This window comes from Paenibacillus sanfengchensis, from assembly GCF_036864765.1.
Lineage (GTDB): Bacteria > Bacillota > Bacilli > Paenibacillales > Paenibacillaceae > Fontibacillus > Fontibacillus sanfengchensis.
On the sequence record NZ_JBAGJC010000003.1, the window covers coordinates 337,872 to 350,708 of the forward strand.

General features: G+C 50.1%; 10 protein-coding genes and 5 tRNA genes. 2 read left to right on the top strand and 13 right to left on the bottom strand.

The features are described 5' to 3' along the window. Positions 1 to 21: 21 nt before the first annotated feature. The 3 genes from V4U84_RS07770 to V4U84_RS07780 form a co-directional block, all read right to left on the bottom strand. Positions 22 to 1,734, bottom strand: a complete 1,713-nt coding sequence (locus tag V4U84_RS07770) for an alkaline phosphatase (RefSeq protein ID WP_334073678.1) — start codon at positions 1,732 to 1,734, stop codon at positions 22 to 24. A 145-nt stretch (positions 1,735 to 1,879) separates the two neighbouring features. Beyond that, a tRNA-Leu gene (locus V4U84_RS07775) sits at positions 1,880 to 1,962 on the bottom strand. A 61-nt stretch (positions 1,963 to 2,023) separates the two neighbouring features. Then, positions 2,024 to 2,389, bottom strand: coding sequence for a helix-turn-helix domain-containing protein (locus tag V4U84_RS07780; protein WP_334077010.1), 366 nt, complete (start codon positions 2,387 to 2,389; stop codon positions 2,024 to 2,026). 213 nt (positions 2,390 to 2,602) lie between these two features. On the opposite strand from V4U84_RS07780, the gene V4U84_RS07785 reads away from it, so the two are divergent. Beyond that, positions 2,603 to 3,229: a PAS domain-containing protein gene (locus tag V4U84_RS07785; protein WP_334077011.1), complete on the top strand. Its 627-nt coding sequence runs from the start codon at positions 2,603 to 2,605 to the stop codon at positions 3,227 to 3,229. A 183-nt stretch (positions 3,230 to 3,412) separates the two neighbouring features. Further along, entirely contained in the window at positions 3,413 to 4,261 is an 849-nt protein-coding gene (locus tag V4U84_RS07790) for a Cof-type HAD-IIB family hydrolase (RefSeq protein WP_334073675.1), read from the top strand. 89 nt (positions 4,262 to 4,350) lie between these two features. On the opposite strand, the gene V4U84_RS07795 is transcribed toward V4U84_RS07790, so the two are convergent. From V4U84_RS07795 to V4U84_RS07840, 10 genes are all read right to left on the bottom strand, one after another. Next, positions 4,351 to 5,907, bottom strand: coding sequence for an alpha/beta hydrolase (locus V4U84_RS07795; RefSeq protein WP_334073674.1), 1,557 nt, complete (start codon positions 5,905 to 5,907; stop codon positions 4,351 to 4,353). Between the two features lie 20 nt (positions 5,908 to 5,927). Further along, positions 5,928 to 6,950 (bottom strand): FecCD family ABC transporter permease, encoded by a 1,023-nt coding sequence (locus V4U84_RS07800; protein ID WP_334073673.1) that lies wholly within the window; start codon positions 6,948 to 6,950, stop codon positions 5,928 to 5,930. Beyond that, complete coding sequence (locus V4U84_RS07805) at positions 6,943 to 7,950, bottom strand: FecCD family ABC transporter permease (protein ID WP_334073672.1); 1,008 nt, start codon at positions 7,948 to 7,950, stop codon at positions 6,943 to 6,945. The genes V4U84_RS07800 and V4U84_RS07805 overlap by 8 nt, the downstream gene beginning before the upstream one ends. A 23-nt stretch (positions 7,951 to 7,973) precedes the next feature. After that, complete coding sequence (locus V4U84_RS07810; RefSeq protein ID WP_334073671.1) at positions 7,974 to 8,948, bottom strand: ABC transporter substrate-binding protein; 975 nt, start codon at positions 8,946 to 8,948, stop codon at positions 7,974 to 7,976. Between the two features lie 119 nt (positions 8,949 to 9,067). Next, the gene (locus tag V4U84_RS07815; RefSeq protein WP_334073670.1) at positions 9,068 to 10,711 is read right to left on the bottom strand and encodes an AraC family transcriptional regulator; all 1,644 of its coding nucleotides are present in this window, start codon (positions 10,709 to 10,711) and stop codon (positions 9,068 to 9,070) included. Positions 10,712 to 10,867: 156 nt separating this feature from the next. Then, positions 10,868 to 10,950 (bottom strand) — tRNA-Leu (locus tag V4U84_RS07820). Between the two features lie 5 nt (positions 10,951 to 10,955). Then, positions 10,956 to 11,030: transfer RNA gene (locus tag V4U84_RS07825), tRNA-Glu, on the bottom strand. Positions 11,031 to 11,362: 332 nt separating this feature from the next. After that, positions 11,363 to 11,451, bottom strand: a tRNA-Ser gene (locus V4U84_RS07830). Between the two features lie 6 nt (positions 11,452 to 11,457). Beyond that, positions 11,458 to 11,533, bottom strand: a tRNA-Asn gene (locus V4U84_RS07835). A 532-nt stretch (positions 11,534 to 12,065) separates the two neighbouring features. Then, complete coding sequence (locus tag V4U84_RS07840) at positions 12,066 to 12,701, bottom strand: Vat family streptogramin A O-acetyltransferase (RefSeq protein WP_334073669.1); 636 nt, start codon at positions 12,699 to 12,701, stop codon at positions 12,066 to 12,068. Positions 12,702 to 12,837: the final 136 nt, after the last annotated feature.

Here is a 12,837-nt window from a genome sequence, read left to right on the forward strand (position 1 = left end):
CTGTATGCCTTTTTAAAGTCTTTATTTCAATAGGATCCGTTCCGATAAAGCATCCCATTTCAGAGTCTTTCCGGTAAGCTCATTGAAAGCGCCAAGGGGCAGATACAAGGTTCCGTTATCCACCTCAACGGTATATTTTCCGTTAGCCTTTGCCGCTTTGCCGGCAAGATCGACCGAAATGGTCTTGCCGCCCGCGGTGAGCGAAGCGCTGGAGCCCTTCTCCTGATAAGTTCCCCCAAGCGCCTCGGTCAAGGCTTTAGCCGGGTACAGCACCTCTTTTTCCCGGTTGATTTTAAACTTCGGATAGATGTGGCGGGATTGAAGTTCCGCAGTGGCCTTCGCCAAATCAACACCGATGGCTTCCGCTCCGGCTACCGCAATTTCGGTATTGTCGACTTGGCCTTTTAACTTCTCGGCGATTGGCCCGTACGCCCAAACCCCGACATCCACGGCGGAATGGCCGTGTCCCGACCAGCCCACTAGGAGCCTCTTGGAAATAACGGCATTATAACCGCCTTCCCGTTTATAAGAGGAACCATCGCCATCTAGGATATATTGGGCTTCCTCATCGCTCAAATCTTTAATCCACGTGTTCTCCGCTACGATTTTCTTCACGTCCGCCAACGTTTTGGCTTCGTTTAAAGCGCTGACCAGATATTCGGAAGAATTCTTCTGCTTATCCCATAAATCGATATTGATCTCATAGATGTTGTCTCTGGACAAAGACAATCCGCCCGTTTCATGATCCGCGGTGACGACAACCGACGTATTTCCGTCCTTCTTGGCGAAATCGATCGCCACCTTAAACGCGGCGTCGAAATCCAGCGCTTCCTGAACCAAGGTCGGCAGATCGTTCGCATGCCCCGCATGGTCGATCCGTCCTCCTTCGATCATGATGGCAAAGCCATCCTCATCCGCGGAAAGCACTTCCAGCGCTTTGGAGGTCATCGCGGCCAGGCTAGGAGTTTCCGCTTTCCGGTCCGGTACGTAATCGACGTGGGAACCGCCGAACAAACCGAGCACCTTGGAATCTTTTGCCGTCAATGCCTGTAGGCTTTGGGCGTTCTCAATCACCTTGTACCCCTTCGCTTTAAATTCCGGAAGCAGGTTCTTGTCCGTACGTTTTCCCTTCTCCTCCTTGGTCACAAAGAAGTTCTTTCCGCCGCCGAAGAGCACATCCACCCCACTGTCCAAATATTGGGAAGCAATCGCATTTTCGTTGTCGCGGCTGCGGACATGCGAAGCGTAAACAGCCGGCGTTGCATGAGTAATCCGCGCCGTCGTCACGAGGCCGGTGGCCTTGCCGCCGGCTTCCGCCGCTTCAATGACCGAAGCAAACGGTTTCGAAACGTCTTCGTTGGATACGCTGATCCCGGCATTGTACGTTTTGTGTCCGGTAGCGAAGGCGGTTCCGGCGGACGCCGAATCCGTGACGATCCCGGAAACGACGGTGCCCCCGTCTTCGCCCCGGTCGGCGTACGTAGTCGCTTGCCCCACATAATAAGGATCGAGATTCAGCGATTTAACGCCTTTCACATATTGCTGGTAGTAGCGGGCAGCCGAAATTTGAGCCGGCCCCATGCCGTCCCCGATAAGCACAATCAGATTTTTGGAAGTTGTCCCGCCGGCAACAGCCCCCTTATTCCCGCCTTCTTGGGCAATCACCGCCGGACTTGCCGCGATAACGGCCAGAGCCATTCCGCTGACCGCAAGCCTTCTCCACAACTTACTCATTCTCTTCCCTCCTATTTGGTTTAAACTAAATCGAGTATAGTATCCAAAGATTAGAAGAATGTTAGAGAAGTGTTGATTGCAGGTAAAGCGAATAGACAAAAAAAGCCTCCGGAAATTTATCCGGAGACTTTCTGCATGACTAAGATGCGGTCGAGAGGACTCGAACCTCCACGGGCGTACGCCCACTACCCCCTCAAGATAGCGTGTCTGCCATTCCACCACGACCGCGCGGCAGTTCAAAAACGAACATTCTTATTATATCGGTGTGTTTACGAAATGTAAAGTGGAATTAATCCCCATCGTTTTCCTGTTGCCTGCGGTATTTGACAAACTCCAAATATTCCTGAATAAACGCGGCCTCGCGAGGGGTCAGCGGATAGCCGTATTCCCTCAGGATCTCTCCAATCTCTCTGCCGTAAGGCGCCTGATGCTCTTTGATCACGAAAGGCTGTTTTCCTTCTTGGCCGATCAGAAGCCAATCCAGGCTTACGTTAAAATAAGCCGCTATTTCAATCAGTTTATTCGTGCTGGGCGTGGATTTCCCGCGCTTCCAATCCCCCAGATTGCCGGTGCTGATGTTAAGGTCCTGACAAAACTGCTTTTTGGTCATCTCGCCAGCCTTTATAAGCGACTCGATTCGATCATAAATAGACACCTGCTCCGACCTTCCTTCAAAAGACGCAAATTTTCAAAGTTACGCATTTACGTACTTTATGATTGTAAAATGACGTATTTGCGTATATAATTAAACCAATCCTCATTCTTTCTATCACTAACCAATTATATCACAAAATTTCCATTAATTAATATGAGCTGGGAGTTGCGCCGTTAAAAACCTCCCCACCTCATTAGAGTAGGAGGGAAAGCTGTGAGTAGTCCATTTTTCTTATGGCAGGAAGTTGCCAACTGTCTCCCTATAAGCCTGGCTATCCTTGATCCTGAAGGAACGATCCGATTTGTAAACGATACCTGGATTCGCACGGCGGTAAACTACGGGCTTTCTCCGCTCTGGGATCGCCCGGGAATGAATGTAATGCAACATTTCAGTGACCCGACAACTCACTACTCTAAACCTTATATCCCCGAAATGATGGCCCGGCTGCAAAAAGTTCTTGATGGAACGCTCCCTTCCTTCTCTACGGAAATGCAGCCTTGCACCACCAGCAACCGCTGGTACCGGCTTGAAGCGGTGCCATTGCTTCAAGCCGGTACATCGGGGCTTAGCGGACTCATGCTACTTTATTCCGATATTTCTTCATATAAGGAAACCGAAGCCGCACTTCGCAAATCCGTCTCCCAAGCCGGCACACTCCACGGTTTGCTCCCGATCTGCGCCGTCTGCAAGAAAATTAAAGACGAGCGGAATCACTGGCTTTCCATCGAAGAATATCTTAAGGCACGTACCTGCGCAGATTTCACTCACGATATTTGTCCGGATTGCATCCGGTCCCACTATCCCCAATATTCGCGCATTTTAGACTCCAACGATTCCTAACGGGAATCAGTGGCTCAAAGTTGGGCACCCATTCTTCCTCATCCTTCTTATCTTCTCTCGAGTACAACAGCAAAACATATGCTCCATTGTAACATACCCCCTATGGGTTGACCTGAAATGCTTTTCATAAATTATACTCGATAGGGTTATTACTAGAGTATAGAGAAAAGAGGAGGAACCATCATGAAATTGATCGCCATTGATTTGGACGGGACTTTGCTGACCAGCCAAGTCAAACCGAGTGACGAAGGGATAGCCGAGATTGCCAAAATACTGAAGTCCGGTGAACATAAGGTCACCATCTGCACGGGAAGAGCGAGCTATGATGTGCGGAATTTGGTCGGTCTGGATGGCCTGCCCATGATCTCCTTTAACGGGGCGTCAGTCATTGACGAGAAAGGCCGCCTGTTAAACCAAACACCGATTGAGCGCAAAATTGCCGAGGAAGCGGTACAATACTTGCACGAGTTGGATGTTTACTTTGAAATTTTTTGTCCGGAAGCCATCTATTCCCCTTCCCGGGGCGAAGATAAATTGAGGGCGGAAATGGATGTCCTGCTTAGCGGAAATCCCGATATCGATCGGGAATTGCTGTGGAAGAGCGCCCTGGTCCAATTTGTGCAGTTCGGCATTCAACAAGTGGACCATCCCCAACAAGTGATGCAAACCGGCTCGCCTGTCTACAAGCTTCTTGTGTTTACTTATAATGAAGGCAAACTGAAGGCGATTCAGGAACAATTTGCCGATCACCCTTTCGTCCATACCACCTCCTCCGCCGATCATACCCTGGAGATCATTTCCGCCTCTACAGATAAAGGCCAAGCGCTGAAATTTCTCGCCGCACATTACGGTATCCCTCTGGAAGACACTGTCGTGATCGGAGACAGTTATAACGATATCTCCATGTTTAAAATCGCCGGTACCCGAATCGCTATGGGAAATGCGGTCAATGAGGTCAAAGAGCTGAGTTCCGCAGTAACCCGCAGCAACAACGAAAATGGCGTTGCCTATGCACTGAGGCATCTGTTATAACGCTCAAGGCTGAGGTTAATATCAACCACTCCAAGAAAAAATCACCGCCGATAAACACTATCGGCGGTGATTTCATTGAATATTCCCGTTCAAGAGGTCACAAAGCGCAGCAGTTCGCTAATCAAGGCGGGCAGGACAGAGACATGTCCTTCCTTGTCCACTTCCTTATAATTCACTGTAAGATGGGGGCCGGATTGCCGGAGCCTGCTCATAAACTCCCGGGCATCGCGGATCATGGACGCCTTCTCTTCCGTTCCGGTAATTAGAAGGAGTTCTACGGCGGATTCTCCAATGTCATTGATGGTCTCAACCGACTGCTCCATTAACGTGTAAAGCATGTGATTTTTCCACCAGATCGAGGGACTTGCCGCCGCGTAACGCTGAAAAGCCCCCTGCCTTGTAATCATGGCGTACAGAGTGACAAATCCGCCGAGCGAATGGCCGAACAACGTTTGCTTTGCGCGGTTAATCCGATAACGCCTTTCCATTTCGGGTTTGAGCTGCAGCTCCAAGAAATCAAGAAAATCATCCGCGCCTCCCGTTTCCGGCCAAGCCGTTCCTCCCGGGCGCTTCGGAAGCTCATGATCCTCGGCGTAAACCGTATAATCGCGGAACCTTTCGGCCGTAACCAGCGGTTCGTTGGAATCGTAGCCGATGCCGACGATCACGGCGGCCGGAATCCCATGCGGTCCACGCGATTGCAGCCTCATGGCTTCCGCCAGGGAACCGAATGAGGCGTTCCCGTCCAGGGAATACAGAACCGGGTATCCCTCGGCCGGAGGCGGGGTGTCCGGCACAGCCACGAAAATGCGGTATTCGCGACCCGTAGGATTCGCAGTCACGCTCCAAACCTCGGTTCCCGGGATTTGATAGCACGAGGTGTTCTCCTTGACTGCCTGCAATGATCCGGGAGTTGAACGGAACAACTGCTGCAGCGCTTCGGGAAATCTTTTCACCATAAACAAATCGTCGTGTGTCCCTTCAGGATCCCAGGCAAACGTCAATCGTTCTTTAGGAAATCCTTGCTTCACCATCAACTCGCAAAACTCTTTCCCGCACCGGACCATATGTTTCTGGACATTTGGTTTGTAGATGCCCTCACAGCCGCCTAAGGACATATATACAAGCAGATTCCGGTCCAGCCCATATGAATTTCCGACAAAATCGAGCACTCCCTGATACCAAAATGAAGGGGACAATAAACCTATTTTTCCGAACACGTCCGGCCTCCAGTACCCTGCGAACCAGGAAATCAATCCACCGAGCGAGCCCCCGATAATCCCCGTGGAACCCGCGTCCGGGAGCGTCCGATATTGCCGGTCGATATAAGGTTTAAGTACGTCCGTAATTTCATCGACGTATTTTCGTCCCATCCCGCCAAAGCCTGCGGAGGTCGGAGTTAAGGATTCCGCGGGCCACGGGGTGTATTCGTCATTTCGCCTTGCCGTTTCAATCCCGACAAATATCAATTCAGGCAATCGCCCCGATCGAAATAAATGCTCCAAATAATTGATGCAGTTCGTAAAAAGAAAGCCGCCGTCATGAACATACACGACCGGATAATGGCGAACGGTTTGCTCGTAAGAGGGGGGCAAGTACAGGAGCACTTCCCTCTCTCCTATTTTCAACTGATGAAATTTCTGCATCAGGACCTCCCACTGTTGGGTTATTTTCTGCTCCGGATGAGGAGATAAACAAAATAGGGAACGCCCAGTATGGAAATGACCACGCCTACGGCCAATTCGGCCGGCGCAAATACCGTCTTGCCGATCAGATCTCCGATGACGATCATCGCGATTCCGATCATGCCGCTGACAGGCAGGAGATGCTTGTGCTGGAGCCCCACCAACTGCCGCGCCAAATGGGGGGCGATTAACCCGACAAAACCGATCGCTCCCGCAAAAGCTACGCTGGCGCTTACCAGTCCGATACTGCATAACAAGAGCAGGTTTTTCTCCCGTTCCAAGGCCACACCCAGCCCCTTCACGTTCTCCTCGCTCAGTTGAAGCAAATCCAAGACCGATGACCGCAGCCAGACCACCGGCGGAATGACCAACAGCCAGGGCAGCGTAGCCGCAACAAACTTCCAGTTAGCACCATGCAAGCTTCCGGACAACCAGACCGCGGCCGCTTCAAAGTCCTGGGGATTCATTTTGAGCGAAACATACATCGTTACCGCGCCAAATCCGGTCCCCATGGCGATGCCGACAAGGATCAGCCGCTGGGGATCCAGCCGCCCCCCCTGCCTGGCGAAGACAAATATCGCAGCCATGGCGGCGAACCCTCCGGCCACTCCAAACAACGGCATGGTCATGACTCCGAGCCAATGGGTTAAATTTACGCTTCCTTGAACCAGAAACATAAACAAGACGACCGACATACCGGCGCCGGCGTTGATTCCCAGGACCCCCGGATCGGCAAGGCCGTTGCGCGTTATCGCCTGCAAAACACAGCCCGCTATTCCGAGGGCGAATCCGATACAAGCCCCCAAAATAATCCGCGGCAAGCGAAAATCAAAAACGACCAGATCATATTCCGGTTGGGGGTCGATTCGTACGATGGTTTTCACGATATCTTTTACCGATATGTCAAAACTCCCATAAGTTAAACTAAAGTATACCGCCACAAGGATGATCAGAAGCCCGCTGGCAAGGACGGCACCCGTCCTTCCGACCGTAGATTTACGCACGCTGCTCGCCTCCCCGGGTCTTGATCAAATACAAGAAAAAGGGAACGCCGAACAACGCCGTAACTACCCCAACCGGAGTCTCAAACGGAAAGTTGACAAACCTCGCAAGCAAGTCACAGCCCGTTAAAAACAAGCCCCCCAGCACACCGGATACGGGGACGATCCACCGGTAATCGGAACCGGAAATAAACCGGGCGATATGTGGGACAATTAATCCCACAAAAGCAATCTTTCCGGCCAAAGCCACGGATACGCCGGTTAAAATGACGACGGCCAGCATCGCCAGGCCCTTGACCAGCCAGACGCGAATCCCGAGACCCGCCGCCGTCTCCTCGCCCAGCGACAAAGCCGAAACCGACTTCGTCAATGCCAGGCTTAACGCCAGACCGGCCACGGCAAAGGGAATACTCAGCTTGATCATCTCCGGATCGAGTTGATGCAGCCGGGAATTATACCAAAAACTTAACTTTTGGGATACCTGAAAATACGATTGAATCGCATTCGCGACGCCGCTTAAAAAGCTCCCGATGACCGTACCTAAAATCGCCAAACGCACGGGGGTCATCCCCTTTGGGATCAACCAAGCCAGCCCGAACACCATGGCCGCACCGGCCGCCGATCCCAGAAGCGAACTCAGAATATATAGATTGGAGTGAGCGCCGGGCAATACGGCCATAACCAAAGTGACCGCAAACACGGAACCGTCCGAAACGCCCATGATGGAGGGGGAAGCCAAATAGTTCCTTGTAATCCCCTGCATCAGCGCTCCCGACACGGCGAGGAATGCCCCGATCAGCATGGAACCTATAGCTCTCGGAAGTCGTGAAGTCATGACGATTTGGTGGTCGACACGGTCTCCGTCAAAAGCGAACACCGCGCTCCATACCGTCTCCAGTGTCATCGGTTTCGCGCCGTAACGCGTTGAAACTAAAATAAGTAAAATAGCGGCTGCCGGAGCCATTAAAAGAATGAACGCCGGCAGCATTTTTTTCTGCTTCATAAATTAAACACGCCTTACATCTGCTATTTGGCCAAGCGGTCTACCGCCGCTTTCAAAAATTGTATTTTGCTGTATGAGGTGCCTCCTTGGATGAGAGGATCTACCGCGTTAATAAACAATTTTCCGTTTTTGACGGCGGCCACATTTTTCAAAATCGGATCGTTCTGAAATTCTTCAAGCGCGTTCGGATTCTCTTTATTTTCGTCAGGCGAGAACTGGAGGAAAATATAATCCGGGTTCATTTCGGCAAGCTTCTCCTTGGAAATCAGCTCCTGCGCCTTGGCCGCCTTCACCTCGGCCGGAACCGTTAGGCCCAAATCCTGATAAAGCACGGGATTAAAGAACACCTTCTCCGGATAAATATACAGCTCACCTACACGAATGCGCATCGCAAGCACCTTCGCACCCTTAACGGAATCAGAGAGCTTTGTCTTGGCATCCTCCAGATCGGCCTTGTATTTCGTAATTTCCTGCTCCGCCTGTTCTTCCTTGCCGCTCAGCTCGCCAAGCAGACGTAAATTGCTTTCCCAATCCGTGGATACGTGGGAATACGGAAGGGTTGGGGCAATCTTCGCCAATTGCTCCATCACCTCAGGCTTGAATTTGGTGCTGCCCAAAATCACGTCCGGTTTCAAGGATAGAATTGTCTCAAAATTCGGTTCGGTTTTCTCTCCCACGGACTTGGCTTCCCCCGTAATGGATCGGAACAGCTCGGGAAATTGACCGCCGACAGTGATCGCTCCCACCGGCTTGACGTCCAGTACAATGGCGTCCTCCATCGCTTCCACGGCTCCCGTAATGACAATGCGCTCGATCTTGGCCGGCACCTTGTATTCTTTTCCGAGATAAGTGATGGTTTTGGTTTCCGCTTGTTCGGCCGAAATGGCCGTTTCGGTCCCCGCGGGGGATTCGGCGGTCTCTTTCTTTTCTCCGCAGGCCGTAAATACAACCGATAAAAGGAATAACAACCCCACTACTGCCCATTTCGTCTGTTTCATGTCTTCCTTGCTGCCCCTTTCCATAAATCGAATCTATCTTTAAGATGATAATGATAATTATTATCATTAATATCGTAAAGAACCTTCCGCGAATTCGCCATGGATTATGGGCGGAAGTTTCATGGACTTTTATCGGAAAAGATGGTCGGCAGTTCATGGATCATCCGGTAGATCGCCTCCGGGGAATATTCCCGCCAGGGATAAGAAGACAGCATGTGCACCTTCCCGGCGCGAACCGCCTCCATGCCCAGCCACTGGGGAGATGACTGCAGCTTTGCCCAGTAAGCTAAGGTTGCCGTATCCTGCCGGACGAGCAAAAACAAATGCTCCGCCTGCAAGCCCGCCAGCGTCTCGAGCCCGATTAAACCAGCGGCGGGAGACGCATCTTCAGCGCCCAGCATCTCAAATAAAACCTCACGGAGGCCTCGCCCCTCGTTGATCCTCAGTTCTTCCAAATGCAAACGCAGGGGCAAAATGCGGGTACGGCCCGGCATTATATTTTTCAAGGTAAGGCGAATTTCCGTTTCTTTTGCGCAAAAAGATTCAAGCCATTTTTGGGCTTCCTTCCTTTTACCAAGCAAATCGGCAAGCTCCAAAAGCTGGGATTTCCATCCGATCTCTTCAGCTTTCATTTCATATACGGGAGCGATCTTCTCCAATTCCTCTTTCTCCCAAGCTTCCGTACCGGAGGAGCAAATAATGATTTCCGGCCGGGAAGCCGCGAGTCTTTGCAAATTCAATTGCTTATTATAGTTCTGCCGATAGGCGTCCAGATGAACCGGCACCACCGGTGCCAGGGCATGATAATAGGAACGGGACCATTTGGGATGGAGAGGCGCGGCGTAAGGGGTAATTTGCAGCGGCATTAAAAAGCCGAGAACGGAAGACGAGCCGTACACGGCAAGTTTGTTCTGTTTTGATTTGGAGTAGGCCGTCGGAGACAGACCGAACTCCTTTTTGAACTTCCGGCTGAAATAGAACTCGTCCTTATACCCTACCTGGTGGGCCACATCCCGCAGCCTCCCTCCCGTGCCAAGCATGAGCTGCTTCGCCTTATTCAAGCGAATTTGCGTCAAAAACTCCATCACGCTAGTTCCATACGTTTTTTTGAATACCTCCGCAAAATACTTCGGACTAAGCTCGGCGATGCCGGCTAACTGGTCCATGGTCAACTCATCGCCATAATGCTCCTCCATAAAGCTTCTCGCCCGTTCCAACGCCTGGGTTTTGTCGGTACCGCCGGGGTGAACCGATGCCGTCAGCATCCCGTACAGAAGTTCCTGAAAGTCCAGTTGGGCTCTCCAGCGCTTTAAGTTGTCCTTGTGATAAAATTGGTCATAAACGCAACGGCACAACGAAGCCGCCCGATCTTCCCAACCCGTAAAGTGGATAATCCTTTCCGTCAGCCCACCAGCCATCTTGACGTCCGCCTCGCATAATTCATGACGGAATTCATCATCTCCTTGATAGACGCTAAAATAAAAGACAACAGCGCTTACCGGCGTTTGCGATTCAGCTGAAATGCCGAAAGTGCTGTTTTTGGGACAAAAACAAGCGGACCCCTTGCTCATCCGTAAGGTCTGCTCATCCAACTCCAAACGGATCTCGCCTTCCAGCAATACAATCAAGGCCGGATGCATCGACAGCCGTTGATCCTCCGGTCTCTGTTGCTCTTTTATAATTTCAAGATCCCACAGGCGAACGGTCCAAGGACCATGTCCCTGTCGAAATCGACTCGGTTGCTCGGTTTTAAGATGAGTCAATACAAAAACCGCCTTTAATTGAGAATGATTATCAGCAATATCATATAGATATCATATCGCCGCTTCTGTGTCCATACTCCATGAAGTTCAGGGTTAGGAAATTAAAAAAACAGCCCCGATAACCGAAGTTACCGGGACTGTTTAAATTCATTAGGATGCGGTCGAGAGGACTCGAACCTCCACGGGCGTACGCCCACTACCCCCTCAAGATAGCGTGTCTGCCATTCCACCACGACCGCATATATGGTGACCCGTAGGGGATTCGAACCCCTGTTACCTCCGTGAAAGGGAGGTGTCTTAACCCCTTGACCAACGGGCCCTACTATCAACTCGCCAGAAGCGGCGACAAGAATGAGTATAACAGAAACTAGAATGCCTTGCAACAATAAATTTTAATAGTGTTGTTGTTCTGTGATAATGTCACCCTATAACTGTTCTGAGATAATGTCACTATGGGACAGGAGACAGCTCCAACCTTTGCACTTCATGCTGCCATTGACGATGCGACAGGGATTGTTGTCGGTGCCGTCACACCATCTTCCTAACGAAGTTTATGCTCCTACGAACCCTCCCAATGAGATTTCTCATTCCTCTGCACAAAAAGAACCTCCCTGATTTAGAGGGAGGCTCTTTAATCGATGTAAATCAAAACGGAGAGAGAGGGATTCGAACCCTCGCACCGCTTACGCAGTCTAACCCCTTAGCAGAGGGTCCCCTTATAGCCACTTGGGTATCTCTCCAAGAAATGGCTCCCCGAACAGGACTCGAACCTGTGACAACTCGATTAACAGTCGAGTGCTCTACCAACTGAGCTATCAGGGAATATAAATATCGTTAGAACAAGTTTAAATTTATCATGTTTATGTAATCAAGTCAAGGTTTTGGCCGCAATTTTGACCTTCGATTATATTAGGTTGAACTAAAGAATTGGCGTTGGGCAAAGTTACAAAGTTATGAAATGGTTTCGAAGATAGGTTGCCAACACCCACAATTGTAGATATAAAGCGCCCCCGTCAGAGTCTACACATTAACAGGAAAATCTCCCGTTAATGTACCGCTCTTGGCTCTTGGATCGGATTTAGCTGGAAAAGCTCCAGCTATTTCGCGGCCCTATTGCCGTTATACACAATTTCAGGCGAATTAGCGGGAGGTTTTCCAGCTAATTCGCCTCTGCAGCCGCATACGCGCCAAATTAACGGGAAGAATTCCTTTTAATTCGAACCAAACCATGAGTTACAGGTCAAGAGTGTGCAAAGAACCCTTTACACCGCTGTCTAGTGTCCCATCAGACGTCGTAGTAGTAGGAGAAAATGAGAATACGCCGCTTCAACGGTTGTCTGACGGACACTATAAGTTAAATAATTTCCTTGATTCTTGTTAGATCCCCACTGCAAAGAGCATCCAGGTTATCAAAAATTTTTCGGGCAGGCCAGTCCCACCATTTCATGGAAAGGAGGTATTCGATAAGTTCGTCATCAAATCTTTTTCTAATCGATTTGCAGGGATTCCCACCTGCTATATGGTAAGGAGGGATATCTTTTACTACGACTGAATTGGCCGCAATGATGGCTCCATCACCAATGTGCACACCGGGCATGACGGTAACATTCTGACCGATCCACACATCGTTTCCAATTACCGTATCTCCTTTAAGGGGTAAGTCTGCCAGTGTTGGAGTCGACTTTTCCCAACCATTGCCCATAATGTTAAATGGATACGTAGTGACGCTGGACATTCTGTGGTTTGCACCATTCATGACAAATTCGATGCCCTTTGCGATTGCGCAAAACTTCCCGATTCTCAACTTATCCCCAATAAAATCATAATGATGGGTGACATGCTCTTCAAACTTTTCAGCACCGTCAATGTCGTCATAGTAAGTGTAGTCACCGACAATTATATTGGGTCGAGTGATTACGTTTTTAATATAACATATGCTTTTTATCTGCTTATTTGGGTAGATTGCATTAGGATCGGGTCCATATCGCATATAAAAATCCCTCCTTCGATGGTTTTGATATTTTATTATATCTCATTTCTGCGATTGATTTATGGAGTAAGTTTCGCAGGATTTCTCCAAAAATAAAAGAACCATCGTCTCCATGAAAGGAACCGTGGTTCTTATA

Bases quoted from the DNA above. Each gene is read 5' to 3' on its own strand.
- V4U84_RS07810 (WP_334073671.1), bottom strand. From the start codon at position 8,948: ATGAAACAGACGAAATGGGCAGTAGTGGGGTTGTTATTCCTTTTATCG.
- V4U84_RS07790 (WP_334073675.1), top strand. From the start codon at position 3,413: ATGAAATTGATCGCCATTGATTTGGACGGGACTTTGCTGACCAGCCAA.
- V4U84_RS07805 (WP_334073672.1), bottom strand. From the start codon at position 7,950: ATGAAGCAGAAAAAAATGCTGCCGGCGTTCATTCTTTTAATGGCTCCG.
- V4U84_RS07840 (WP_334073669.1), bottom strand. From the start codon at position 12,701: ATGCGATATGGACCCGATCCTAATGCAATCTACCCAAATAAGCAGATA.
- V4U84_RS07795 (WP_334073674.1), bottom strand. From the start codon at position 5,907: ATGCAGAAATTTCATCAGTTGAAAATAGGAGAGAGGGAAGTGCTCCTG.
- V4U84_RS07770 (WP_334073678.1), bottom strand. From the start codon at position 1,734: ATGAGTAAGTTGTGGAGAAGGCTTGCGGTCAGCGGAATGGCTCTGGCC.